Source organism: Minwuia sp., from assembly GCF_048007105.1.
In the GTDB taxonomy this organism is placed as follows: domain Bacteria; phylum Pseudomonadota; class Alphaproteobacteria; order Minwuiales; family Minwuiaceae; genus Minwuia.
Map to the genome: position 1 here is coordinate 4224759 of NZ_CP180352.1, position 25856 is coordinate 4250614.

Sequence of the window (25856 nt, forward strand, 5' to 3'; positions counted from 1 at the left end):
GGGTTGCTGGAAAAGACGACGCCGGTCGCTTAATCAAGCAACCGGCGCACTGCCGTCAATAATAGGACTGCAACGGCGCGACTTCAAGCCGACCCGTCTTGAGGGCGTGAAGCGCGGCGACCGACGCGCGGGCGCCGGCAAGGGTCGTGTAATAGGGGATGTGGACCTGCAGCGCGGTGCGGCGCAGCGAGAAGCTGTCGTTGATCGCCTGCTCGCCGTCCGTGGTGTTGAACACCAGCTGCACATCGCCGTTCTTCAGGGCGTCGACGATGTGGGGACGGCCTTCCAGCACCTTGTTGATCGGCTTGCACTCGATGCCGTTGTCCTTCAGGTACCGCGCCGTTCCGTGGGTGGCGACGATGTTGAAGCCCATGCCGGTCAGGTCGCGGCACATCTCGACCGCCATCGGCTTGTCGCCGTCGCGTACCGAGATGAAGACCGTGCCGGATTCGGGCAGCCTTGTGCCGCCGCCGAGCTGCGACTTCAGGAACGCCATCTCGAAATCGCGGGCAAGGCCCATGACTTCGCCGGTCGAACGCATTTCCGGGCCGAGGATGATGTCGACGCCGGGGAAGCGCGCGAAGGGGAAGACGGCTTCCTTCACCGCGATGTAGTCCAGATCGGAGATGTCGCCCTTCAGGTCGAAGGTCGACAGCTTCTCGCCGGCCATCAGCCGCGCCGCGATCTTGGCAATGGGCGTGCCGATGGTCTTGGCGACGAAAGGCACCGTGCGCGATGCGCGGGGGTTGACTTCCAGGATGTAGACCAGCCCGTCCTGCACGGCGAACTGCACGTTCATCAGGCCGATGACGCCCAGCTCCTTCGCCAGCATCGCGGACTGCCGCTTGATCTCCTCGATGGTCTCCTTGTCCAGCGAATAGGGCGGCAGGGCGCAGGCGCTGTCGCCGGAATGCACGCCGGCTTCCTCGATATGCTCCATGATGCCGGCGACGAAACTGTCCTCGCCGTCCGAAAGCACATCGACATCGACCTCGGTCGCATTCGACAGATAGCTGTCGACCAGCACCGGATTGGCGCCGGAGACCTTCACCGCCTCGCGGATGTAGCGGTCCAGCCCGGCCATGTCGTGGACGATCTCCATCGCCCGGCCGCCCAGCACGTAGGACGGGCGGAGCAGCACCGGGAAGCCCAGCCGTTCGGCATGGCCGCGCGCCTCTTCGTGGCTGCGCGCAATGCCGTTCGGCGGTTGACGCAGAGCCAACTGCTGCAGCAGGGCCTGGAAGCGGTCGCGGTCCTCGGCGCGGTCGATGGCGTCGACCGAGGTGCCGAGGATCGGCACGCCCGCGTCCATCAGCCCCTGCGCCAGTTTCAGCGGCGTCTGGCCGCCGAACTGGACGATCACGCCGACGACCTCGCCCGCCTGCTGTTCGGTGCGCACGATCTCCAGCACCGTCTCGATGGTCAGCGGCTCGAAATAGAGCCGGTCGGAGGTGTCGTAGTCCGTCGAGACGGTTTCCGGATTGCAGTTGACCATGATGGTCTCGAAGCCGGCTTCCTTCAGCGCGAAGGCGGCGTGGACGCAGCAGTAGTCGAACTCGATGCCCTGGCCGATCCGGTTCGGACCGCCGCCCAGGATAATGATCTTGCGCCGGTCCGTCGGGCGCGCCTCGCATTCGGGCGGGGCGATGGTGCCGTCCGGCGCCGGGAAGCCCTCATAGGTCGAGTACATGTAGGGCGTGTCGCTCTCGAACTCGGCTGCGCAGGTGTCGATCCGCTTGTAGACGGGCAGGATTCCCGCCATGCGGCGCGCCGCGGCGACCTTCGCCTCCGAGGTCTGCGCCAGTGTCGCCAGCCGGGCGTCGCCGAAGCCCAGCTTCTTCAGCGCCAGCCAGCCCGCGGGCGTGGCGGGCAGGCCGTTCTGCTTGACCCCGTCCTCGGCCTCGACGATCTCGTCGAGGCGGTCGAGAAACCAGGGATCGTAGCCGGTGATCCGCGCGATCCGGTCCTTGGCCAGCCCGAAGCGCAGCGCCTCGGCGGTCATCAGCAGCCGGTCCGGCGTCGGCGGCCGAGCGCCGCGATCAGCGCGTCCTCGTCGTCACCATCGACCGGCATGTCGTCGAGGCCCGTCAGGCCGGTCTCCATCGAGCGCAGCGCCTTCTGCAGGCTTTCCTGGAAGTTGCGGCCCACAGCCATCGCCTCGCCGACCGACTTCATCGCGGTCGACAGGATCGGCTCGGCGCCGGGGAACTTCTCGAAGGTGAAGCGCGGGATCTTGGTGACGACATAGTCGATGGTCGGCTCGAAGCTGGCCGGCGTCACCTTGGTGATGTCGTTGTCCAGTTCGTCCAGCGTGTAGCCGACGGCCAGCTTGGCCGCGACCTTGGCGATCGGGAAACCGGTCGCCTTGGAGGCCAGCGCCGAGGAGCGGCTGACGCGCGGGTTCATCTCGATCACGACCAGACGCCCGTCCTCGGGATTGACCGCGAACTGCACGTTCGATCCGCCGGTCTCGACGCCGATCTCGCGCAGCACCGCGATCGAGGCGTCGCGCATGATCTGGTATTCCTTGTCGGTCAGCGTCAGCGCCGGCGCGACGGTTATCGAATCGCCCGTGTGCACGCCCATCGGATCGACGTTCTCGATCGAGCAGATGATGATGCAGTTGTCCGCGCGGTCGCGGACCACCTCCATCTCGTACTCCTTCCAGCCCAGCACGCTCTCGTCGATCAGCACCTGGCTGACCGGCGAGGCATCGAGGCCGGAGACGATGAAGGCGTCGTATTCGTCGCGGTTGTAGGCGATGCCGCCGCCGGTGCCGCCCAACGTGTAGGACGGCCGGATGACCGCCGGCAGGCCGATCTCGGCCAGCGCCTCGCGTCCTTCCTCCATCGTCGTCGCGATCATCGACTTCGGCATGTCCAGGCCGATGCGGGTCATCGCGGCGCGGAACAGGTCGCGGTCCTCTGCCTTGGCGATTGCCTCGCGGTCCGCGCCGATCAGTTCCACGCCGAGGCGCTCCAGCGTGCCGTTCTCGGCCAGCGCCAGCGCAGTGTTCAGGGCCGTCTGGCCGCCCATGGTGGGCAGCAGCGCGTCCGGGCGCTCCTTCTCCAGGATCCGGGCGACCACGTCCGGCGTGACCGGCTCGACATAGGTCGCATCGGCGAATTCGGGGTCCGTCATGATGGTGGCGGGGTTCGAGTTCACCAGGACGATCCGGTAGCCCTCGTCGCGCAGCGCCTTGCAGGCCTGGGTGCCGGAATAGTCGAACTCGCAGGCCTGGCCGATGACGATCGGCCCCGCGCCGATGATCATGATGGAGGAAATGTCGGTACGTTTGGGCATCTATTCCTCCACCCCGTCGATCATGTTCGCGAAGCGGCGGAACAGGTAGTGGCTGTCGCGCGGCCCGGGGCTGGCTTCGGGGTGGTACTGCACGGAGAAGACCGGACGTCCGGCAAGCCGAATTCCCTCAAGGGTCCCGTCGAACAGCGAGCGGTGGGTTTCGACCACGCCGTCGGGCAGGCTTTCGCGCTTCACGCGGAAGCCGTGGTTCTGGCTGGTGATCTCGACCTTGCCGGTGGTGAAATCCTTCACAGGCTGGTTGGCGCCGCGGTGGCCGAGCGTCATCTTTTCCGTCGCGCAGCCCAGCGCCAGCGCCAGCATCTGGTGGCCGAGGCAGATGCCGAAGACCGGCTTGCCGGCGGCGACGATCTCCCGGATGACCGGCACCGCGTATTCGCCCGTCGCCGCCGGATCGCCCGGCCCGTTCGACAGGAAGACACCGTCCGGATTGTGGCGCAGCACCTCTTCGGCGGTCGCCGTTGCCGGCACCACCGTCACGTCGCAGCCGATGTCGGTCAGGCAGCGCAGGATGTTGCGCTTGCAGCCGTAGTCGATGGCGACGACCTTGCGCTTCGCCTCGCCGGCGGCGGCGTAACCCGAACCGATGGCCCAGGCGCCCTCGGTCCAGCCATGGGTCTGGCGGCAGGTGACGTCCTTCGCCAGATCCATGCCTTCAAGGCCGGGAAAGGCCTTCGCCTGTTCGACCAGCGCGTCCAGGTCGAGCGTCTCGCCCGGCTTCGCCTGGGCCACCACGCCGCTGGGCGGGCCGCCGTCGCGGATCCGGCGCGTCAGGGCGCGCGCATCGATGCCGCAGACCCCGACCAGGCCATGCGATTTCAGCCAGGCGTCGAGATGCCGGCTGGCGCGCCAGTTGGACGGCTCGGTGATGTCCATCCGCAGGACGATGCCGCGCGCGGCGGGCGTGATCGTCTCGATGTCCTCGTCGTTCGTGCCGACGTTACCGATATGCGGGAAGGTGAAGGTGATGATCTGACCGGCATAGGAAGGATCGGTGACGATCTCCTGATATCCGGTCATGGAGGTGTTGAAGCACACCTCGCCGACAGATGATCCGACAGCGCCGATTCCGGCACCGTGGTAGACAGTTCCATCGGCCAGCACCAGCGCAGCCGCGTTGAATGACGCCCCGCCGGTGGTCACTGGCGAAGCGGAATTATGTACGTTCTCAGGCATGTATCTCGTGCAGGCAGCGGCGAGCAGGGAGGTGGCGGCGATCCGGGCCGCCGCACAAATTGCGCGGACGATAATGATTCCCCCCTACAGGGTCAAGCAGAGTGGCAATCAAAGTTTTTCTTGTTTTTCAATGACTTAACTTGTCGAATACTTCTTTGATTACGGAAATGTTTTGGACTATGGTTCGCCGCCTTCGGAGCCATTGGAGGATCAAATGCTGAAGCAGAAACTCAGCGACGATCTGAAAGCTGCCATGCGCACAAAGGAATCCCGCCGCATCTCGACCCTTCGGCTGATCCTGGCTGCGATCAAGGAGCAGGAAATTTCCATCCGCGGCGACGCGGAGAAGCAGGGCCTGACGGATGAAGAGATCATCCTGATCCTGGCCAAGATGGTGAAGCAGCGCCGCGACTCGATCAAACTCTACGAGGAAGGCGGCCGGGTCGATCTCGCCGAGCAGGAAAAGGGCGAGATTGCGGTCATCGAGGGCTACATGCCCAAGCAGATGAGCCCGGAGGAGATCGAGAAGGTGTGCCGTACGGTTCGTGACGAGTTGAACGCCTCCGGCCTGAAGGACATGGGCCGCTGCATGGGCGTCATCAAGGAACGCTATGCCGGCCAGATCGACATGGGCGAGGCCAGCAAGAGCATGAAGACCGCGCTGACCTGACCGGGCCATGCGCGCCGCTTCCGTCATCCTGTTTGCGGCCGCACTGCTTGCCGGACTGAACGCCGGGTTCTTCTTCGCCTGGTCCTTCAGCGTCATGAACGGCCTCGACACCGCTTCGCCGGCGGCGGCGATCGAGGCCATGAAGGCAATGAACGCCAACGTCCGGAACGCCCCCTTCGCGGTCGTGTTCTTCGGCGCGCCGGCCGTGGCCGCCGCCGCGGCCATCGTGTCCATGCTGGCCGGTCAGCGCCGGCGCGCCCTGCTGTCGCTGCTGGGTCTGATGGGCCTGGCGGCGACCTTTGTCATCACCGCCAACCTGCACGTGCCCTGGAACGAGGCGCTCGCCGTGGCCCCGATCCCACAGGATCCGGCGCAAGCGTCTGGTGTGTGGTACGAATATTCGGCGCCCTGGACGATGTGGAACCACATCCGTCTGCTGACCAGCCTGACCGGGACCGCCTTCCTGACCGCCGCATTCCGGCTGAAACGCTGACCGCTCAGCCCAGATCCATTTCCAGATGGCCTTCGAAGAAGGTGCGCACGCGGGCCGCCGCGGCCTCCAGCTGGTTCAGGATGTCGGCGCGTTTCGGTCGCGCCGCGTCGCCGAGCAGGGTTTCCGAGAAGGCCGCCATCCGGCCGACCTCGTTCGCGCCGATGCCCCGCGCCGCGCCTTTCAGGCCGTGGGCGGCTTCCCGCCAGCTGCGGTCGTCGGCGGATTCCCGCATCTCGCGCAGGTAGCGGTCGCAGGACGCCGCGAAGAGCACGGCCAGTTCCCGTTCCAGATCCCTGTCGCCCCCGGTGTAGGCCGCCAGATGCGCCAGATCGACCGGCGTCTCGTCCTCGGCGCCGGCAACATCGTCGGCGTCCAGTTCCTGCACGAGCTTCGCGAGATGGCGGGCGTCGACGGGCTTCTTCAGCCATCCGGTCAGCGGCGCGTCGCCCCATTCCTGACGCGACGCCCCCGCCGAAGACAGGCCGATGACCGGCGCGCGCGACGCATGTTCACGGGCGATGTCGGCGCCGCCGGGCGCCGGCATGTCGAAGTCGAGCACCATCAGGTCGAACTGCAGCGCCGCCAGCGCCGCCACGGCTTCGGGGCCGTCCGCAACCGTAACCACGTCGTGTCCCAACTCGCCGAGAATTGCCGCAACCTGAGCCCTGGCCGACGGATTGTCGTCGGCGACGAGCACGTTGAGCCGGTCGCCGTCCGCCATCAGCCCGCGATCCGTTCGCCGATCCAGCCCAGCAGGTCGCCGGTGACCTCGTCCCGGTTGGTCTCGTTCAGGATCTCGTGCCGCGCATCCGGATACAGCCGGATCGTCAGGTCGGAGACGCCGTGGTCCCTGTAGGTGTCGTGCAGACGCTGAACGCCCTTGCCCATGCCGCCCACCGGATCGCGCTCGCCGGAAGCAATCAGAACCGGCAGTTCGCGCGGCACCTGCGCCACACGGGAGGCCGAACCGAGCGTCGCGAGGAAGTCGAGGAAAGCGGCCCAGCTGGCAGTCGTGGCGATGAAGCCGCACCACGGGTCGGCAATGTAGGCATCGACTTCCGCGCGCTCGCGGCTCAGCCATTCCAGCTTGGTCGGCGCCGGTTCGAAGGGCTTGTTGCAGGCGTCGAAGGCCAGCCCGTGGATCAGCTTGCTGCGGCCCCGTCCGCCCAGACGCAGCTTCTCGATCCGCGCGACTGCGCGCCCCACCGCCGCAAGCGGCGGGGGCGCCCCGTTGGAGCCGGAGAGGATCGCCATGTCGATGCCCTCGGCGCCGTCGTCGAGAAGCATCTGGGTCAGGAACGACCCCATCGAATGACCGAACAGGATCAGAGGCAGAGCGGGCGACGTGGCGCGCCAGGCGGACACGCCGCGGGCCAGATCGCGGGCCATCAGCCGGAACCCGTCCCGGTCGGCGAAATGCCCTGTATCGGCATCGTTCCCGACGCTGCGCTTGTGGCCGCGGTGATCATGTCCTGCGACCGATACCCCGATCCCGTTCAGCGCGTTTGCGAAGCGGTCGTAGCGTTCGACATGCTCGGCCAGCCCGTGCGCGATATAGAGCAGCGCCTTCGGTTCGGCGGCGTCCCACCGGAGACCGCCCAGCGGCTTGCCGCCCTCGCCTTCAACCGTCCAGTCGTCCACGCCTCACCTCGTCGTCCGGCCCGCGCCAGCCTGACCCGTCCGGCCTGGAACCGCAATCCCGGCGTCTAGAGATCCAGGTCGCCCTTCAGCATCCGCTGGATGATCGTGCGGCGCAGGATCTCGTTGGTGCCGTCGGCGACATTGATGATCCGGAGCGTGTGCCAGGCCTCGTGCAGGCCGAGCTCGTTGGTGAAACCCATGGCGCCGTGGGTCTGCATCGCCCGGTCGACGGCGCGGACGCCGATCTCGACGGAATAGGCCTTGGTCATGGACAGTTCCTTGACCGCCGGTTCGCCCTGGTCGAGCAGCTTCGCCGCATTCAGCCCCATCAGGTGCGCCGCATGGAGCTCCATGGCCGAGCTGGCGAGCGGGAAGGTGACTCCCTGATACTCCGAGATCGGGTGACCGAAAGCCTCCCGCGCCTGCGCGTAGTCCAGCGCCATCTCGACGGCCCAGCGGCCGTATCCGACGGCGCGGGCCGAGTTGTAGACCCGGCCCAGCGAGACGCCGTAGAGCGCATTGGCGAAGCCCTGATGCAGTTCGCCCACGACCTGCCAGGGTTCCACTCTCAGCCCTTCGAAACGCAGCTCCGCCTCATCGCCGCCGATATGGCCGAACATCTTCACCACCCGCTGCACCTCGAAGCCGGGCGCGTTCGTCGGCACCAGAAAGGCCGAAATCCCGCCCTTCCTGGCTGCCGCGCGTTCGGGATCGGTGACCGCGAACAGGATGCAGTAGTCGGCCGTCGGCGAGTTCGTCGTCCAGATCTTGCGGCCCTCGATCACCCAGCCGTCGCCGTCGGGCACGGCCTTCGTCCGGATCATGCTGGCATCCGACCCGGCGCCTGGCTCCGAGAGTCCGAAGCACATGCCTTTCTCGCCCTTCATCAGCGGTTCCAGGATTTCGTCGCGCGCCCGGTCGGTGACCCGTTCCAGCAGCCGGCTCGGACCGAAGGCCCAGTGGCTGACGCAATAGAGCATCAGCCAGTATTGCGGCCCCAGCGCATGAAACAGCGCCTGCCACCCGGCGTAATAGGCCTGCATCCCCAGGCCGCCGCCGCCGAGGCTTTCGGGCACGCACATCTGGTAATAGCCGGCTTCCGACGCCGCCATCCGGACCTCCCGGATCAGCGCCTGAACGTCAGGCGCGATCCGGCCGTCCTCGGCATAGCGGCGGCGGCCGTCTTCCAGCAGCTCCCGATGCTTCTCGTGACGCGGCACGACCTCGCTGCGGGCGAAGGCCAGCAGCCCCTCAACGACGTCCTTCACGTCGTCGGGCAATTCGAATGCGATGGCAGCCAAGGTCCCCTCCCCGTTCGCTCAGGCCATGGAGAGAGTATGGCGGCAGGGGAGAGCGGCGTTAACCCGCGATCAGAGCACGTTCAGAATGCTGAGGTTGCGCATCTCGGCGATCATCCGGATGCTCGCCTCCAGCGTGAGCTGCTGCTGGTTCAGCTTGGTGGCAACGTCGGCGAGATCGACATCCTCCTGATTGGAGATGATCTCGGTCAGGGAGATGGTCTGCTCTTCCAGGCGGCTCTGAACCGATTCGACGGCCTTGATATCAAGGCCGTTGTCGGTCGCCGCCGTCTGCAACTGGTCGATGGCGCTGAAAACCTGTGTCAGCTCGCCGGACAGGAAATCCACCTGCTCGTCCGTCAACTGGCCTTCCAGGCTGCCTGCGGGGGCGAATGCGCCGGCGCCGGCCGGCAGAGTGCCATTGGCGAACATCAGGATGCGCTGCATCGAATGCATCAGGTCGCCGGCGACCTGGGACGCGGCGACACCGACCTCGATGGTGGCGCGCTCATCCAGACGGACGCTTGGCACCCGGCCGCTGTCACCGAAGAACTGACCCGCCGGCGGCTCGGCGACGGCCAGGATTTCGGCTTCGTTCGTGACCTGGGCGGGCGGCGTGTCGGTGTTGGTGCCGCCGAAGAGGAAACGCCCCTCGAAACGGGTGTTCAGCACCGACGCCGCGCGTTCCAGCAGGCCGCTGACCTCGGAGGCCAGGCCGGTGCCGTTCTCCAGCGCCCGCGAATGCTGGATCGCATCGCGCAGTTCGCCGCCGATGGTTTCCAGTTCGCTGAGCCCGGTGTCGAAGGCCGAGAGCCGGCCCTTCAGGGCGTTGTTGGCGTCCCGGAAGCCCTCGATCTGGTTCAGCAGCGAATGGGAATTCACCAGATGCGCCGACTTCGAGCCGAAGCCCTGCACATCGCTGTATTTCTTGCCGCTGGTGATCTTCGTCTGTGTTTCGCTCATCTCGACCTGCTGGCGCAGCATCTGCTGCAGCATCAGATCGGCATGGTTGAAGGTCCCAATACGCATGTTTCAGGTCCTCTCGAACTAGAGCGCCAGCAGCGCGTCGATCATCTCGTTCGTTGTCGAGATGACACGCGTCGCCGCGTTGAAGGCCGCCTGCAGCTGGATCAGCTGGGCCATTTCCTCGTCGATATTCACACCGGAAACCTCGGCCACCCGGGCCGAAAGGTCTTCCATCAGCGCTTCGCGGTCGCGGGTCCGGACCTGGATGTCGTTGGCGGCCTGCCCCGCACGGCCCAGCACCTCGGAACCGATCTCGGCCAGCGTGCCCGTCATCGAGGGCAGACGCCCCGCCCCGTCGAATTCCGAGGTGACGAAGTTCAGCGCCTGCAGCGCGACCGCACCGGCATTGTCGCCGCTGTGCGCGGAAGGCGTGCCGGTCGGATCGATGGTCGCGAGCGACAGCCGCGACGGCGTCCGGACGATCTCGCTGTTCACGGACATGCCGGCGGCCATGTTGGCCTTCGGCTCCGAGCCGATGCCGAAGAAGTCGCTGACCGAGACGCCGGTGCCGCCGCGAGCGGTAGCATCCTGGGTCGTCTCGAGCCTGAAGCCCGCGAAGTTCGCGGACGGCGTCGTCACCAGCGCACCCTCGCCGTTCAGGCTGAAGCTGGCCACGCCGGTGAAGGCGGTATTCAGTTCGGTCAGGATGTTGTTCACGGTGCCGCCGATGGCGCCGAAATCGACCGTCGCCGAAATCGGCCGCTGGTTGGCGGGGCCGATCAGTTCGAAGGTCGCCGTGCCGGTGAAGCCGTGGTTGGATGTCGCTGCCAGTCCGGTCTCGAAATGCGGGCCGGCAGTGGTCTGGATCAGATCGTTGAGGCCGAAGCGGTGGGCAAAGCCGCGACCGTTCGCGTCCGACGGCGTGGCCGCGTCCTGGGCGATGCCGACGCCGGCCGAGCCGCCCGCTGCTGTAAAGCTCATGACGCCGTTGTTCAGGGCCAGGGTGGCGGCGCCGCCGAGGCCCGCATTCACCGCTGTGATCACGTCGTTGACCGTGCCGCCAATGGCGCCGAAGTCGATGGTCGCAGTGGCGGTGACGGTGTTGTTGGCATCGAAGGCGTGGAAGGTCGCAATTCCCGTGAAGCCGTGAGGGTCGGCGGCAAGCGTACCGGTGTTGCGGCCGGTCAGCGTCGCGGCCGGCGGCACAGCAGTGAACTCGTTGTGGACGCGGTTGATCTCGTCGGCCATGCGGCCGCCGAAAGCGCCGAGTTCGGTCGCCAGATCGTTCAGCGCGCCGTCGCGGGTCTCCATCAGACCCTTCAGTTCGCCGGACAGGATCTTGTCGTCGATGTTGGTGCTGATGGTCACGCGGGCGCCGGTGGCGTCATCGATCCGCTGAATGCCGATGGGCTGGAAGACCTCGCCGAAGCCGCCGGCATTCGAGCCGCCATGCACCAGCTGGCGCAGGCTCTGGTCGACCAGGGGCAGGCCGCCCGTTGTCGAGACAAGAACCCGGTCGTCGGACTGATCGGCGGTGCGGATATCGATGATCTGTGAGAGCGCGTCGAGCTTGCGCGAGCGCTCGTCGATCAGACCGACGCGGTTGTTGTCGTCGCGCAGTCCCGCGATGCGCTGGTTCAGATCGTGGATTTCCTGCAGCAGCAGGTTGGCATCGTCGACGCCCTGAGACACCCGCTGATCGGCCTGGCGGCGCAGATCGCGGACGCCGTCGGACAGGCGGTCGACATCCTCGGTCAGACGCTGCAGCGCCTCGATGGCGGAGGACCGGACGGCGGTCGTCTCGGGGTTTGCGGCCAGCGAGCCGGCGGCGACAAGCACCTTGTCCAGCAGCGCGACGATGTTGCGGTCGCCGGTCGGGTCCCCCAGCAGCGACGAAATCTGTTCGTGCAGGCCGCCGGCCGCGTCGAAGCGGCTGAACTCGGCGGTTGCGATGCGGAATTCGCGGTTCAGGAACTCGTCCGCCGTGCGGCGGATTTCCTCGACGCCGACACCCGCGATCTGGCCGGCGATGGTCGCCGGGCTCTGGACGACCTGGCGGCGGGCATAGCCCTCGGTGTTGACGTTGGCGACATTGTCGGAGACGACGGCGATGCTGCGCTGGGCGACGTTCATGCCGCTGATGGCGCTGTTGAGAGAGGCGGTCAGGCTCATGCGGCAGCCCTCCGGATGACGGCAAGGCTTGCCGCCACAGCGCGGTTCCGGCAATTGCTGCCTACCGGGGCTTCAAGACCGATTTCCAATCTAACCATCTGAAAACGCATTGCTTTCTGCTTTCTCTTCTGGCTCAAGGCGGGGGCCGCCCTTTGCCGTCGCGAATACAGATTGCAATGCGGGGGCCAGTTCTCCGGTCAGACCGTCTGCGTGCCGGAGGCGCCGCTCTCGAACAGCGCCTGGACCTCATCCTTCCGAGCGTCCAGCGCGGCTCGCTGGTTTACATAGCCCTTGTCGGTGATCTCATTGGCGTCGATCGACGGCGGCGTCGGCAGGATGCGGAAACGGCGGATCGCGGTGGAAGAGCCCGGGTTCTCGGCGTTCCAGGCCGCGAGCTTTTCCGTCAGCGCATCGGCAAGCGCAGCCACGTCCATCTGCTGGCCCGCCGCGGACGGCCAGATCAGGACCCCGACCTGCTCCCGGTCGTGGCCGCAGATCACCATGTCCTGCACCAGCGGCGAACAGGCGGCGACGGCGCGGGTGCGCAGCGCACCGGTGCTGACCCAGGTGCCGGTGGTGAGCTTGAAGTCCTCCGAGACCCGCCCGTCGAAGATGATGCCTGCCGCCGGATCGTCGGGATCGGCCAGCGTGCCGGCGTCGCCCATGCGATAGAAGCCCTCGGCGTCAAAGGCCGACGCCGTCAGGTCCGGTTGGCGGTGATAGCCCGGCGTCACGATCGGGCCCTTCACGCGCAGTTCCAGCTTGTCGCCGATCGGCGCGAAACGGATTTCGACGCCCGGACAGGGCAGCCCGATATTGCCGGCGCGCGGAATGGGGAAATGCACCATGCTGGCCATCGGCGCCGTCTCTGTGGAACCCCATGCGGAGACCATCAGCGGTGGCTCCCGTCCCGCCTCTCGGGCGACCGCCTCCAGCCGTGTCCAGAGATCCTGCGGCAGCGCCGCGCCGGCATACATGATCATCGAGAGGCGGCGGAAGAAGGTCTCCCGCAACCCGGCGTCCTTTTCCAGGAACGGAAGCAGCGCCGCGAACCCGGCGGGGACGTTGAAATAGATCGTCGGCGAGACGGTGCGGAGATTGTCGACGGTCTTCTCGATCAGGCCGGGCGCCGGCTTGCCCTCGTCGATGTGCAGCGCACCGCCGTTGAACAGCACGATGTCGAAGCACATGTTGCCGCCGAAGGTGTGGTTCCAGGGTAGCCAGTCGACCAGAACCGGAGGCTCTTCCCTGACGAAGGCCCAGCCTTTTGCCGCCATCGCCTGATTGGCGCAGAGCATCCGGTGCGTGTTCACGACGCCCTTCGGCATTCCGGTCGATCCCGAGGTGAACAGGATCTTCACGACATCGTCCGGCCCCGGCCCCTCGCCGGGTGCGGCATCCGACGGTGGAACGCCCATGATGTCGGCGGCGGTCAGCAGCGGCAGGTCCACGCCGACCTTCGCGATCGCCTTGGCGAAGGGCTCCGCGGCGTCGGCATAGATCGCCCCCGGCTCGATCAGCCGGGCGATGTGGTCGATCTTTGCGAGGTCGCTGCTCATCAGGCTGTAGGCAGGCGAGACCGGCACGACGGGCACACCGGCGACGATGGCGCCCATCATCGCCAGCGCGTGCCCCATGCTGTTGCCGGACAGGATCATCAGTGGCCGGTCCGGCCCCAGACCGAGGCCGAGCAGTCTTTCGGCGATCCCGTTGGCGCGGCGCAGGACCTCGGCATAGGTCAGGCCTTTCCAGCCGTCGCCGTCACGCTGCAGCAGGAACCGCGCGTCGGGGCGTTCGGCCGCCTGACGGCGCAGCACGTGCGCCAGCGAGCGCTCCACTTCGCCGAGCGGTTCCGGGGAGGTCAGCACGAACCCGCCATCCGGCATGTCGCGCTTGTCGGCGCGGCGGGCCAGCATCATTCCGGCTACGGTCTCTGCGTCCATCGGCCCCTCCTCCCCCAGGTCGCGCGATCTTGGCGATTCAAGGAAATAGATGATAGAGGACGCCCACGCCAACATCCCGATCCTGCCGGCGCGCGAACGGTCCGGCGGCAGCGGGCGAAGGAGAAGACGCACATGCAACTCGACGGCGCCCGTGTTCTGGTGGTCGGCGGCGCAGGCTTCATCGGGAGCTTCGTTGTTTCCGAGCTTCTGAAGAGCGATGTCGCCGAGGTCGTCATCTACGACAACTTCGCACGCGGCAAGGTGAGCAACCTCGCCGAGCAGCTTTCAGACCCGCGATGCCGCATGTACCCGAACGGCGGCGACATCCGTGAGGTCGATCTTCTCAACGACGCCATGAAGGGCATGGACGTCGTGGTGCATCTGGCCGCGATGTGGCTGCTGCACTGCAAGGACTTCCCGCGCACCGCCTTCCACGTGAACATCGAGGGCACCTTCAACGTCCTCGAGGCCTGCGTGAACAACAACATCAAGCGGCTGGTCTATTCCTCCTCCGCATCGGTCTACGGCGACGCCGTCGAGGTGCCCATGACCGAGGACCACCCCTTCAACAACCGCAATTTCTACGGTGCGACCAAGATCTCCTGCGAAGCCATGTGCCGGGCGTTCCACGACCGCTACGGGCTGGACTATGTCGGCCTGCGCTACATGAACGTCTACGGGCCGCATCAGGACCAGACCGCCGCCTATACCGGCGTGATCCCGATCATGCTGAACAAGATCGACGCCAACGAGGCCCCGGTCATCAATGGTGACGGCAGTCAGGCCTACGACTTCATCTATGTCGAGGACGTCGCCCGCTGCAACGTGAAGGCGATCGAGTCCCAGGCGACAGACGACTTCTACAATGTCGGCACGGGCGTGCAGACCTCGATCAAGGAACTCTGCGATCTGATCCTGCAGCTGCGCGGCTCGGACCTGGAGGTGCAGTACCGCCCCTATTCCGCCGACGACGCGCGGCGGATGGTGCAGAACCGGATCGGCTGCCCGAAGAAGGCCACCGCCGATCTCGACTTCACCTACAACTACAGCCTGACCGACGGGCTGCAGCGCCTGATCAACTGGCGTCAGAGGAACGCGGCGTGAGCGAGCGGCCGGCGAGACGCGACGTCCCCATCTCCCTGCCCTCGACGGGCGAGGCGGAACTGGAAGCGGTTCGTGGCCCGATCGAGTCGGGCTGGCTGACCCAGGGGCCGAAGGTCGCCGAGTTCGAGAAACGCTTCGCCGAGCGCCACGACGTGCCGCACGCGCTCGCCGTGACCTCGTGCACCACGGGGCTGCACCTGATCTTGGCGGCGATGGAAATCGGACCGGGCGACGAGGTGATCGTGCCGGCCTTCACCTGGGTCGCCACCGCCAATGTCGTGCTCTACTGCGGCGCGACCCCGGTGCTGGCCGATGTCGACCGCGACACCTTCAATCTCGACATCGACGACGTGTTGCGCCGGGTCACCTCGCGCACGAAAGCCGTGATCGCCGTGCACCTTTTCGGCCGCTGCATGGACATGGATGCGCTGAGCGCTGCGCTGCCGTCCGGCATCGAGATCATCGAGGATGCCGCCTGCGCGGCCGGCGCCGCCTGGCAGGGCCGGCCGGCGGGCAGCCTGGGCCGCGCGGCCAGCTTTTCCTTCCATCCCAGGAAGTCGGTGACTACGGGCGAGGGCGGCATGGTCACCACGGACGACCCGGCCCTGGCCGAGCGCATGAACATGATGCGCAACCACGGCGCCTCGATCTCCGAGGAACAGCGCCATCACGGGCCGCGCCCCTATCTGCTGCCGGACTTCAACCTGCTGGGTTTCAATTACAGGATGACCGATCTGCAGGGTGCGGTGGGGCTGGTGCAGTTCGGCAAGCTGGACCGCTTCATCGACGAGCGCGCCGCGATGGCGAAACGCTTCACCGAGGCCTTTGCCGACATCAACTGGCTCCGGACGCCGACCGAGCCCCAAGGCGGACGGCACGGCTGGCAGGCCTATGTGCTCTACGTCGATCCGGATGGCGCGCCGATGCTCCGCAACGACATGATGGAGGCCCTGCAGGAGATGGGCGTCTCCACGCGGCCGGGCACCCACGCCGTCCACATGCTCGGCCTCTACCGCGACCGCTACGGCCTTGCGCCGCACGACTTCCCCGGCGCCCGCGACTGCGCCGAACATTCCATGGCCATTCCGCTGCACAACCGCATGACGGAAGAAGACTTCGATCACGTCGTCCGGGCCGTCCGCAGCCTGGCTCATGGCTGATCCGCGATGTGCGGGCTCGCCGGACTGATCAACCTCGACGGCGCGCCGGTTTCACCGGTGAAGCTGGAGGCCATGACCGACGCCATCGCCCACCGTGGACCCGACGGCGAGGGCCACTGGATCGAGGGGCCGGTCGGTCTGGGACACCGGCGTCTCGCGATCATCGATCTCTCGCCGGCCGGCAACCAGCCGATGATCTCCGCCGACGGACGTTACGTGCTGATCTACAACGGCGAGGTCTACAACTTCCGCGAACTGCGGACGGAACTGCAGGCCCGCGGCCACGCCTTCCATTCGACCACCGACAGCGAGGTGGTTCTGAATGCGCTTGCCGAGTGGGGCGACGACGCCGTCAGCCGCTTCAACGGCATGTTCGCCCTCGCGCTCTGGGACCGGAAGACGAAACGGCTGCTGCTGGCCCGGGATCGCTACGGCATCAAGCCGCTCTATCATGCGCGCCGTGGCGACCGCTTCATCTTCGCTTCGGAGCAGAAGGCGATCACCGCCGATCCCGGCTTCGAGCGGCGGATCGACAGGCGGGCGCTGCTGGAGTATTTCACCTTCCAGAACATCTTCACCGACCGCACGCTGCTGGAAGATGTCAGCCTTCTGCCGCCCGGCCATACGGCCACGCTCGATCTGGGGCGGGCGGCGCCCGAACTCGAACTCAACCAGTTCTGGGATTACGACTTCCGCGAACCCGACGCTCCGGACGATGACGAGGCCTACCGGGAGGAACTCGACCGGCTGTTCCGGCAGGCCGTGAACCGGCAGTTGGTGACCGACGTCGAACTCGGCAGTTATCTCTCCGGCGGCATGGATTCGGGCTCGATCACCGCCATCGCCGCCCAGTCCTACCCCTACATGAAGACCTTCACCTGCGGCTTCGACCTGCACTCGGCCTCCGGCCTGGAGCTCGCCTTCGACGAGCGCGCGAAGGCGGAGTTCATGTCCTACCGCTTCCGTACCGAGCACTACGAGATGGTGCTGAAGGCCGGCGACATGGAGCGGGTACTGCCGCGCCTCGCCCGCCATCTGGAAGAGCCGCGCGTCGGGCAGAGCTATCCGAACTTCTACGCGGCGCAGCTCGCCTCGCGCTTCGTGAAAGTGGTGATGTCGGGCGCGGGCGGCGACGAGCTCTTCGGCGGCTATCCCTGGCGCTACTACCGCGCGGTCGTGAACGACGATTTCGAGGATTACGTCGAGAAGTATTACGGCTTCTGGCAGCGCCTGATTCCGAACGAGGAAGTCCGCCAGGTCTTCCGGCCGGTCTGGTCGGATGTCGAGGGCGTCGACACCCGTGCCATTTTCCAGGACGTCTTCCACCGCCATGCCGCGCGGCTGGACCGGCCCGAGGACTACATCAACCATTCGCTCTACTTCGAGGCCAAGACCTTCCTGCACGGGCTGCTGGTGGTCGAGGACAAGCTGTCCATGGCGCACGGGCTGGAGACACGGGTCCCCTTCCTGGACAACGACCTGGTCGACTTCGCCATGCGCTGCCCGGTGCGGCTGAAGCTGAACAATCTGGCCGACGTCGTCCGGCTGAACGAGAACGAGCCCGGCCGGAAGCGCCGCTCCTATTTCGAGAAGACGAAGGACGGCAAGCAGATCCTGCGCGACGTCATGGCCCGCCATATCCCCGAAGAGATCACGAGCGCGACCAAGCAGGGCTTCTCGGCGCCGGACGCCAGCTGGTTCAAGGGCGAGTCGATCGAGTTCGTCCGCCGCGCCCTGTTCGACCGCGATGCCCCCGTCTACGATTACCTCGACTATGACGCGGTGACAGGGCTGATGAACCAGCACCTGTCCGGCGAGCAGAACCGGCGGCTGTTCATCTGGTCGCTGCTGAACGTGAACGAGTGGCTGGGGCAGGCCGCCTGAGCGCCTGAACCGAGGGAGACGGCCCGGCGATGGACGACGAGAGCGAACGCATCCGCGAGGCCCACCGGCGCCGGCTGGACGAGATCGGCGAACGCTTCGAGCGCAGCGTCTCCTTCGGCGACGCCTTTACCGACCGCTGGGAACGCGCCGCCCGCGCCGGTTTCGGCGAAGGCACCAGCGTCTACGACAATGTGCTCATCCTGGGCGACGTGACGGTCGGAAAGCACGTCTGGATCGGCCCGAACTGCATCCTGGACGGCAGCGGCGGCCTGGTCATCGGCGATCACTGCTCGATTTCGGCCGGCGTGCAGATCTACACCCACCATACCGTCCGCAAGGCAACGAGCATGGGGGCCGAGCCCATCGACCACGCGCCGACTCGGATCGGCAGCGGCGTCTATATCGGTCCCAACAGCGTGATCCAGATGGGCGTCACCATCGGCGACCGCGCCGTGATCGGCGCCCTGTCCTTCGTCAACCGCGACGTCCCGGAGGGCGGTCGCGTCGGCGGCAGCCCCGCCCGGCCCATCGGCTGACGCGGTAAGGGTTGCAGCCTGGACCGCCGAAGGCGTAAACGAAGCCGGTTCCAGACACCCACCGCCAGCGGACGATTCGCGACGATGCCAGCCGCCACCGAAGACCTGAAGGGCCGACCGATCCGTTTTGCCGTGATCGGTTGCGGCCGCATCGCAGGCAAGCATTTCGAGGCCATCGCCGCGCATGCCGGCAACGCCGAACTGGTCGGCGTCTGTGACGTGGACGGCGCCTCACGCAAGGCCGCCTCTGACAAGACCGGCGCGCCGGCCTTCGAAACGATGGACAAGCTCATCTCCGAAGCCTCGCCGGACATCGTCGTGCTGGCAACGCCGAGCGGGCTGCATCCGCAGCAGACCATCCGCGCGGCGCAGGCCGGATGCCACGTGATGACCGAGAAGCCGATGGCGACGCGGTGGGCCGACGGCCGGCGCATGGTCGATGCCTGCGACGAAGCCGGGGTACGGCTTTTCGTGGTCAAGCAAAACCGCCGCAACGCGACGCTGCAACTGTTGAAGCGCGCGGTCGCCGGTGGCCGGTTCGGCCGCATCTACTCGGTCGCCATCAACGTCTTCTGGACCCGGCCGCAGGACTACTACGATTCGGCGGACTGGCGCGGCACCTGGGAGTTCGACGGCGGCGCGCTGATGAATCAGGCCAGTCACTACATCGACCTCCTCGACTGGCTGATCGGCCCCATCGAGAGTATCCAGGCCCAGACCGCGACGCTGGCGCGGAACATCCAGGTCGAGGATACCGGCGCGATGCTGGTGCGCTGGCGTTCCGGCGCCATCGGCACGGTCAATGTCTCGATGCTCACCTATCCGGAGAACCTCGAAGGCTCCATCACCATCCTGGGCGAGAAAGGCACGGTCAGGGTCGGGGGTGTGGCGGTGAACGAGATCCAGCACTGGAAGTTCGCGGAAGAGGATCCGATGGACCGGGAAGTCGAGGAGGCCAGCTATGCCACGACCTCGGTCTACGGTTTCGGCCATCCGCTCTACTACGAGAACGTCATCCAGGTGCTGCGCGGCGAAGCGGTGGCCGACACGGACGGCCGCGAGGGCCTGAAGTCGCTGGAAGTGCTGATCGCAACCTATCTCTCCGCGCGCGACGGACAGCGCATCAGCCTGCCGCTGGAGTACTGACCTTGGGCGTGATGATCCACGACAGCGCCATCGTCGATGAAGGCGCCGAAATCGGCGAGGGCAGCCGCGTCTGGCACTTCGTCCATGTCTGCGGCGGCGCCAGGATCGGCCAGGGCGTGTCGCTGGGCCAGAACGTCTTCGTCGGCAACGACGTCCGCATCGGCAACAACGTGAAGATCCAGAACAACGTCTCGGTCTATGACGGCGTGACGCTGGAAGACGACGTCTTCTGCGGTCCCAGCATGGTCTTCACCAATGTCTACAACCCGCGTTCGGCCATAGCCCGCAAGGACGAGTACCGCCCGACGCTGGTGAAGCGGGGCGCGACCATCGGCGCCAACGCCACCGTGGTCTGCGGCTCGACCATCGGCGCCCATGCCTTCGTCGCCGCCGGCGCTGTCGTGCGCTCGGACGTGCCGGACTTCGCCCTGATCACCGGCGTGCCGGGGCAGCACAAGGGCTGGATGAGTCTCTATGGCGAGCGCATCCCGCTGCCCGTGGACGGCAAGGGCGAATGGAGCTGCCCGCATCTCGGCGACCGCTACACGCTGAGGAACGGCGTGCTGAAGGTCGCGAAACGGAAACCCAACTGATGCAGTTCGTCGATCTGAAGGCCCAGTACACCCGCCTGCAGCCGGACATGGACGCGCGGATCCGCAAGGTGCTGGACCACGGCAAGTTCATCAACGGCCCGGAGGTCAAGGAACTGGAGCAGGCGCTGGCGGACTTTGTCGGCGTGAAGCACTGCATTGCCTGCGCCAACGGCACGGACGCGCTTCAGATCGCGCAGATGGCGGTGGGTGTCGGCCATGGCGACGAGGTGATCGTCCCGGGTTTTACCTATATCGCCACCGCCGAATCCGCGGCAGTGCTGGGCGCCAGGCCCGTCTATGTCGACGTCGATCCGGTCACCTACAATCTCGACGCCTCGAAGCTGGAAGCGGCGATCACGGCCAGGACGAAGGCGATCATGCCGGTCTCGCTCTATGGTCAGTGCGCCGACTACCCGGCCATCAACGCCATCGCGGAGAAACACGGCCTGCCGGTGATCGAGGATGCGGCCCAGAGCTTCGGCGCGACCCAGAACAACCGCCGTTCCGGCGCGCTGACAACCATCGCGACCACCAGCTTCTTTCCCTCGAAGCCGCTCGGCTGTTATGGCGACGGGGGGGCGATGTTTACAGACGACGACGAACTGGCGATGGTCATGCGCCAGATCGCCAGCCACGGTCAGGACCGGCGCTATCACCATATCCGCGTCGGCGTGAACAGCCGCCTCGACACGCTGCAGGCAGCCATCCTGCTGTCGAAGCTGTCGGTCTTCGATCAGGACCTCGCCGGCCGTCAGCGCGCCGCAGCGCTCTACGACCGCCATCTCGGCGACCTCGGGATCGAGACGCCGAAGGTCCTCGACGGCAACACCTCGGCCTGGGCGCAGTACACCATCCAGGTCGACGACCGGGAGAAGGTGCTGGCGCATCTGGCCGACAAGGGCGTACCGACCGCCGTTCACTACCCCTACCCGCTCAACCGCCAGCCCGCAGTTGCCGACCCGGATGCCGTGCTGCCTGTCGGCGACGCCGCGGCGGAACGGGTGATGAGCCTGCCGATGCATCCGGACCTGAGCGAGGACGACATCGCGCTGGTGGCGAAAGCGGTCGCCGAAGCGCTCTGACAGCCGGGAAAGGAATCCAGATCATGTCCGAATTTCCCGACTGGCTGAGCGAGGTTCTGGGCGCCGGGCTGCCTGCGGCAGGCGCGCGCGCCGAGGTCAACGGCCGGAGCGTCGTCGCCGATGGCGGCATTCTGCGCGCCGAGGAATTCGTCTCCGACGCCCAGGGCCAGACCCGCGAGACCTTCGGGTTCAAATGGCAGAAGCGCGAAACCTTCGAAGGCAGCGTGGCCGCCAACATGCGCCGCTGGCTGATCGAGAAATACGGCGACGTGCCGAACGCGCCCTGGTTCGCCGAGCATGGCGAGGCGCCGGTGCTTCTGGACGCGGGCTGCGGCGCCGCCCTCTCCTCGATCGAGCTCTTCGGGCCGGTGCTGGACCGCATCCGCTTCATCGGCGCCGACGTCTCGCCGGCCGTGGACGTGGCGCGCGACCGCTTCGCCGAACGGGACTACGGCGGCGGCTTCATCCAGGCGGACCTGCAGCAGCTGCCGCTGCCGCCGGAATCGGTCGACCTGATCTTCTCGGAAGGCGTGCTGCATCACTGCGACGACACACGGGCCGCGCTGACCGCGGTCACCCGGCATCTGAAGCCGGGCGGGCGGATCCTGTTCTACGTCTACCGCAAGAAGGGGCCGATCCGGGAATTCACCGACGACCACATCCGCGACCAGTTGCAGCCCATGAGTCCGGACGCCGCGTGGGACGCGGTGATGCCGCTGTCGAAGCTGGGCAGGATCCTGGGCGAACTGGACATCGAGATCGACGTCCCCGAGGCCATCGACGTGCTGGAGATACCCGCGGGCAAGATCAATCTGCAGCGGCTGTTCTACTGGCATGTCTTCAAGGCGTTCTACCGCCCCGACATGACGCTCGATGAGATGAACCACATCAACTATGACTGGTATGCGCCCCGGAACGCCCACCGCCACAGCGAGGCCGAGGTCCGCGACTGGTGCGCCGGGCTGGGCCTGACCATCGAGCACGAGAAGATCGAGGAAGCCGGGATCACGGTGATTGCCCGAAAAGCGGTTGCCTGATCCGGTTCCGGCCCGGCTGCGCCATTCCGTTGCATGCGCCGGTTTCTGATCGAATTCGCCGCTTAAGGGGCTGACATTTCGGGGATTGCGCGCTATGTCCGCGCCGTCAGCAATTGGCGGCGAATCGCCCCAATCGACAGCCTGCGGCCCGGGCCGTGGCGATGGATCGACGATCGGCTGCGCGAATTCGAGGAGTTCAGTTGATGCTCACCACCATCAAGAACGTCGTGAAGACCAATCCCGACCTGTACGCGAAGCTGGTCAAGGTCTATCCGTATTCGACGGTCGTGACCGGCGGTTTCCAGAAGCGCGGCACCCGCGAACACCTCAAGTCGACCTATTCGATGGCGCGCAAGAGCGCCTTCAACCGCGCCGCCGGTGAACATCACCATCGAGCCGACGAACATGTGCAACCTTGCCTGCCCGGTCTGCGAGACCGGCGACGGCACGTTGGGGCGCAAGGACGGCCATCTGTCGTTCGACGACTTCAAGACCATGATCGACAAGATCGCCGATCATACGAACACGCTGATGTACTACTTCATGGGCGAGCCGTTCCTGAACAAGGAGTCGTACCGCCAGATCCGCTACGCCAAGGACAAGGGCATCCCCTGGGTGACCACCTGCAGCAACGGCGACGCGGTAAACCCGAAGAAGCTGATCGAGAGCGGCATCGACGAGATCGCCTTCCAGATCGGCGGCATGAGCAACGAGACGCATGCCACCTACCGCATCAACAGCAAGTTCGACCGCGTGCTGAAGAAGATGGAAGAGACCGTCGCCCTGCGCCGGGAAATGAAATCGCCGCTCCGCATCGTCTGCGGCTTCATCCTGATGAAGCACAACGAGCACGAGGTCGACACCTTCAAGAAGAAGATGGCAGAACTCGGCATCGACGAGGCCCAGATCATCGATCCCTGCGTCCGCACCATCGAACAGGGCCACAAGTACCTGCCGACAGACCGGAAGCACTGGATCTACGAGGAAGACGCCTTCGAGCGCGGCGAACTGGTGCCGAAATATCTGGCGGAGAACAGCTGCCCGTGGATCTACTACTCCATGTCGGTCCATGTGAACGGCGACGTGGTGCCGTGCTGCCGCGACCCGAAGGGCGAGGAGATCGTCGGCAACCTGATCGAACAGGATCTCGACGAGATCTGGAACGGCCAGAAGATGCAGGATTTCCGCGCGCGGGTGATGAACGACCAGGGCAATGTCGGCATCTGCCGGCTGTGCTCCAGCTACCCCGCCAGCCAGCTGAAATAGGCATCTCCCGAGCGTGCGCATCGCCAACTTCATGGATTCGTCGCTGGCGCAGCTCGACACCAAGGGCAACCTCTCGCACGCGGTCCAGCTCTACAACCCGAACGGCATCGCCGAGAAGGTCGTCCATTTCACACCCGATCCGGCGGACGCGGCCTATGCAGCGCAGTTCCGCGAGCAGGGCGTCGAAGTCTTCCCCTATTTCGACCGCACGCGCGGAGGCGCGGCGCAACATGCCCTCCGGGCGCCCGGCGCGCTGCTTCGCGTCATTGCAAAGCTGCGGGCGGAACGCATCGACCTGATCCGCGGGCGATTGCCCTATTTCGGCAGCCTGATCGGCTGCCTCGCGGGCCGCATGCTCGGCATCCCGAGCGTTGTCTCGCTGGGCGGCAACAACCGCATCCCGCAGGAGCGCGAGGGCCGCTACTATTTCGGTTCGCGCCGCATTTCCTACGGCATGGAAACCGCCGTGCTGAGGATGTGCAGCGCGATCATCGCGCCCAACGCCTACACCGGCGACTATGTCGGCGATTTGATCGGACGCGGAAAGGCCGAAGGCAAGGTCACGGTGATCCCCTGGATCATCACCGAACCGGCTGACGAAGCCCCGGAAGCCGGCGCAGAACGGATCCGGGAATGCGGGCTGGACCCCGACCGCCCGATCATCCTGACCGTCGGCCATATCAACCGCTACAAGCACTCCCAGGAGATGTTCGAGGTCGCGCTGAGGGTCCAGGCCAGGCACCCCGGCGCGGCGCAGTTCGTGTTCTGCGGCGACGGCCCGCTTCGGGCCGAGGGCGAAGCGAAGCTGGCAGACACGGCGGACGTCCACTTCCTCGGCTGGCGGCCGAACGCGACCGTGCTGTCGCTGATGCGCAACGCCGACGCAGTTCTGGTGCCCATGAGCGGGTTCGTGTTGCTGGAGGCCGCAGCGCTCGGCGCGCCGGTAATTGCGTCCACGCTGGAATGGCACAGCGAGATGATCCGCGACGGCGAGAACGGCCTGCTTGTCGAACCCGAGGACATCGACGGCTGGTGCAGCCGCATCGCCGATCTCCTGGCGGACCCTGAACACGGCCGGGCGCTCGGCGTCCAGCTCCGCCAGACCTTCCGCAGCGCCTATTCGCCTGCTGTCGCGCTCGACGCGGAAGCCGCCCTCTATCGCCGCATGCTCGGCGAGGCCGAGCCGGCCGCGGCAGGCGCCTGACCATGAAGGTCCTGACGATCGTCGGCGCGCGGCCGCAGTTCATCAAGACGTTCAGCGTCTCCCGCGCCCTGTCGGACTGCGGTGCAACCGAGATTTCTCGTTCATACGGGCCAACATTTCGACACCGCCATGTCAGAGATCTTCTTCGAACAGCTCGGACTTCTGGAACCGGCCTACAACCTCGGGATCGCCGGCGGCCCGCACGGTCAGATGACGGGGCGGATGCTGGAGCAACTCGAAGCGGTCATGGAGAGCGAGAAGCCCGGCGCTGTGATCGTCTACGGCGACACCAACTCAACGCTCGCCGGGGGCCTCGCGGCAGCGAAGCTTCATATTCCGGTCGTGCACGTGGAAGCGGGACTGCGGTCCCACAACCGGCGGATGCCCGAGGAGATCAACCGCGTTCTGGTCGATCACCTGTCGTCGCTGCTCTGCTGCCCGACAGTGTCCTCTGTTGCCGGACTTGCGGCCGAAGGTATCGGCCGCGCCGTTTCGGACGGCCTGCTCGCGGAAGACCCGGAGTTCTCAAGGCGCCGAAGCCTTCGAAATGCTGGCGGGCGGGCCCGTCGTCGCCAATACCGGCGATGTCATGCTGGATGCCCTTCAGCACTTCCGGAGCATCGCCCGGGACCGGTCGTCCCTTCTGGAACGGCTCGACCTGACACCCGGCGGCTATGCCGCGCTGACCATTCATCGTGCTGAGAACACGGCCGACGCCGCGGCGCTAGAGCGCGTGCTGGCGCCCGTCGCGGAACTCGCCGAAAGCCTGCCGGTGATCTTCCCCGTGCACCCGCGCACCCGCCAGTTGCTGGAAAGCGGGGGCGCGCGGTTCGCCTCCCTGCCCGGTCTCAGGCTCTGCGATCCGCTGCCCTATCTCGACTTCATCGAACTGGAAGCCAATGCCAAGGCGATCCTGACCGACTCGGGCGGCGTTCAGAAGGAAGCCTTCTTCCTGTCCGTTCCCTGCCTGACCTTGCGAAGAGAGACCGAATGGGTTGAGACCGTCGAGGCCGGCTGGAACAAGGTAGTGGGGCAGCAGCCGGTCGACCTGGCAGCGGAACTCGACGAATTCCTTGACCGCGCGCCCGCGAAATCGGATGCGTTCGGTCGCGGCGACGCCGGACTTCGGATCGCGCGTCTGACCGAAACCCTTTTCGCCTGACA

At 66.3% G+C, this 25856-nt stretch carries 21 protein-coding genes and 2 pseudogenes; 14 read left to right on the plus strand and 9 right to left on the minus strand.

Annotation, left to right across the window (positions count from 1 at the left end; all coding sequences use genetic code 11):
* Positions 1-55: 55 nt before the first annotated feature.
* A pseudogene (gene carB, locus ACMVY4_RS20575) lies at positions 56-3303 on the minus strand (carbamoyl-phosphate synthase large subunit).
* On the minus strand, positions 3304-4497 hold the full coding sequence (gene carA, locus ACMVY4_RS20580; RefSeq protein ID WP_416897817.1) for a glutamine-hydrolyzing carbamoyl-phosphate synthase small subunit: 1194 nt from the start codon (positions 4495-4497) through the stop codon (positions 3304-3306). It lies immediately after the preceding pseudogene.
* Between the two features lie 214 nt (positions 4498-4711).
* On the opposite strand from carA, the gene ACMVY4_RS20585 reads away from it, so the two are divergent.
* Together ACMVY4_RS20585 and ACMVY4_RS20590 are read left to right on the plus strand one after the other, a co-directional pair.
* On the plus strand, positions 4712-5167 hold the full coding sequence (locus ACMVY4_RS20585; RefSeq protein ID WP_416897818.1) for a GatB/YqeY domain-containing protein: 456 nt from the start codon (positions 4712-4714) through the stop codon (positions 5165-5167).
* 7 nt (positions 5168-5174) lie between these two features.
* On the plus strand, positions 5175-5660 hold the full coding sequence (locus tag ACMVY4_RS20590) for an anthrone oxygenase family protein (RefSeq protein ID WP_416897819.1): 486 nt from the start codon (positions 5175-5177) through the stop codon (positions 5658-5660).
* 4 nt (positions 5661-5664) lie between these two features.
* On the opposite strand, the gene ACMVY4_RS20595 is transcribed toward ACMVY4_RS20590, so the two are convergent.
* The 6 genes from ACMVY4_RS20595 to ACMVY4_RS20620 form a co-directional block, all read right to left on the minus strand.
* On the minus strand, positions 5665-6381 hold the full coding sequence (locus tag ACMVY4_RS20595) for a response regulator (protein ID WP_416897820.1): 717 nt from the start codon (positions 6379-6381) through the stop codon (positions 5665-5667).
* On the minus strand, positions 6381-7301 hold the full coding sequence (locus ACMVY4_RS20600) for an alpha/beta fold hydrolase (RefSeq protein ID WP_416897821.1): 921 nt from the start codon (positions 7299-7301) through the stop codon (positions 6381-6383). The genes ACMVY4_RS20595 and ACMVY4_RS20600 overlap by 1 nt, the downstream gene beginning before the upstream one ends.
* A 65-nt stretch (positions 7302-7366) precedes the next feature.
* Entirely contained in the window at positions 7367-8602 is a 1236-nt protein-coding gene (locus ACMVY4_RS20605; protein WP_416897822.1) for an acyl-CoA dehydrogenase family protein, read from the minus strand.
* A gap of 69 nt (positions 8603-8671) precedes the next feature.
* The gene (locus ACMVY4_RS20610; protein WP_416897823.1) at positions 8672-9628 is read right to left on the minus strand and encodes a hypothetical protein; all 957 of its coding nucleotides are present in this window, start codon (positions 9626-9628) and stop codon (positions 8672-8674) included.
* 18 nt (positions 9629-9646) lie between these two features.
* Entirely contained in the window at positions 9647-11737 is a 2091-nt protein-coding gene (flgK, locus tag ACMVY4_RS20615; RefSeq protein ID WP_416897824.1) for a flagellar hook-associated protein FlgK, read from the minus strand.
* Between the two features lie 197 nt (positions 11738-11934).
* Positions 11935-13680 (minus strand): feruloyl-CoA synthase, encoded by a 1746-nt coding sequence (locus ACMVY4_RS20620; RefSeq protein WP_416897825.1) that lies wholly within the window; start codon positions 13678-13680, stop codon positions 11935-11937.
* Positions 13681-13812: 132 nt separating this feature from the next.
* On the opposite strand from ACMVY4_RS20620, the gene ACMVY4_RS20625 reads away from it, so the two are divergent.
* The 8 genes from ACMVY4_RS20625 to ACMVY4_RS20660 all read left to right on the plus strand — a co-directional run bounded on the left by ACMVY4_RS20625 (position 13813) and on the right by ACMVY4_RS20660 (position 22222).
* Positions 13813-14784: an NAD-dependent epimerase/dehydratase family protein gene (locus ACMVY4_RS20625; RefSeq protein WP_416897826.1), complete on the plus strand. Its 972-nt coding sequence runs from the start codon at positions 13813-13815 to the stop codon at positions 14782-14784.
* The gene (locus ACMVY4_RS20630; protein WP_416897827.1) at positions 14781-15944 is read left to right on the plus strand and encodes a DegT/DnrJ/EryC1/StrS family aminotransferase; all 1164 of its coding nucleotides are present in this window, start codon (positions 14781-14783) and stop codon (positions 15942-15944) included. The genes ACMVY4_RS20625 and ACMVY4_RS20630 overlap by 4 nt, the downstream gene beginning before the upstream one ends.
* Before the next feature lie 6 nt (positions 15945-15950).
* Positions 15951-17828, plus strand: coding sequence for an asparagine synthase (glutamine-hydrolyzing) (gene asnB, locus ACMVY4_RS20635; RefSeq protein WP_416897828.1), 1878 nt, complete (start codon positions 15951-15953; stop codon positions 17826-17828).
* A gap of 29 nt (positions 17829-17857) precedes the next feature.
* Positions 17858-18364, plus strand: coding sequence for an acyltransferase (locus ACMVY4_RS20640; RefSeq protein WP_416897829.1), 507 nt, complete (start codon positions 17858-17860; stop codon positions 18362-18364).
* Between the two features lie 84 nt (positions 18365-18448).
* Positions 18449-19510, plus strand: a complete 1062-nt coding sequence (locus ACMVY4_RS20645) for a Gfo/Idh/MocA family protein (RefSeq protein WP_416897830.1) — start codon at positions 18449-18451, stop codon at positions 19508-19510.
* Positions 19511-19521: 11 nt separating this feature from the next.
* A complete protein-coding gene (locus ACMVY4_RS20650) occupies positions 19522-20103 on the plus strand; it encodes an acyltransferase (RefSeq protein ID WP_416900367.1) in 582 nt (193 codons plus the stop codon).
* Positions 20100-21185, plus strand: a complete 1086-nt coding sequence (locus ACMVY4_RS20655) for a DegT/DnrJ/EryC1/StrS family aminotransferase (RefSeq protein ID WP_416900368.1) — start codon at positions 20100-20102, stop codon at positions 21183-21185. Before ACMVY4_RS20650 ends, ACMVY4_RS20655 begins: the two co-directional genes overlap by 4 nt.
* Before the next feature lie 23 nt (positions 21186-21208).
* Positions 21209-22222 (plus strand): class I SAM-dependent methyltransferase, encoded by a 1014-nt coding sequence (locus tag ACMVY4_RS20660; protein ID WP_416897831.1) that lies wholly within the window; start codon positions 21209-21211, stop codon positions 22220-22222.
* Between the two features lie 92 nt (positions 22223-22314).
* Here the strand turns inward: ACMVY4_RS20660 and ACMVY4_RS20665 are convergent, their stop codons facing one another.
* A complete protein-coding gene (locus tag ACMVY4_RS20665; RefSeq protein WP_416897832.1) occupies positions 22315-22629 on the minus strand; it encodes a hypothetical protein in 315 nt (104 codons plus the stop codon).
* Here ACMVY4_RS20665 and ACMVY4_RS20670 point away from each other — a divergent pair.
* The 4 genes and pseudogenes from ACMVY4_RS20670 to ACMVY4_RS20685 all read left to right on the plus strand — a co-directional run bounded on the left by ACMVY4_RS20670 (position 22628) and on the right by ACMVY4_RS20685 (position 25854).
* Positions 22628-23488 (plus strand): radical SAM/SPASM domain-containing protein, encoded by an 861-nt coding sequence (locus ACMVY4_RS20670; protein WP_416897833.1) that lies wholly within the window; start codon positions 22628-22630, stop codon positions 23486-23488. The two genes, ACMVY4_RS20665 and ACMVY4_RS20670, sit on opposite strands and share 2 nt — an antisense overlap.
* Positions 23489-23501: 13 nt before the next feature.
* Positions 23502-24692 (plus strand): glycosyltransferase family 4 protein, encoded by a 1191-nt coding sequence (locus ACMVY4_RS20675; protein ID WP_416897834.1) that lies wholly within the window; start codon positions 23502-23504, stop codon positions 24690-24692.
* 129 nt (positions 24693-24821) lie between these two features.
* Positions 24822-25112, plus strand: a pseudogene (locus ACMVY4_RS20680) (UDP-N-acetylglucosamine 2-epimerase); the annotation flags it as partial.
* Positions 25113-25239: 127 nt separating this feature from the next.
* Positions 25240-25854, plus strand: a complete 615-nt coding sequence (locus tag ACMVY4_RS20685; protein ID WP_416897835.1) for a UDP-N-acetylglucosamine 2-epimerase — start codon at positions 25240-25242, stop codon at positions 25852-25854.
* The last annotated feature ends 2 nt before the right edge of the window (positions 25855-25856 follow it).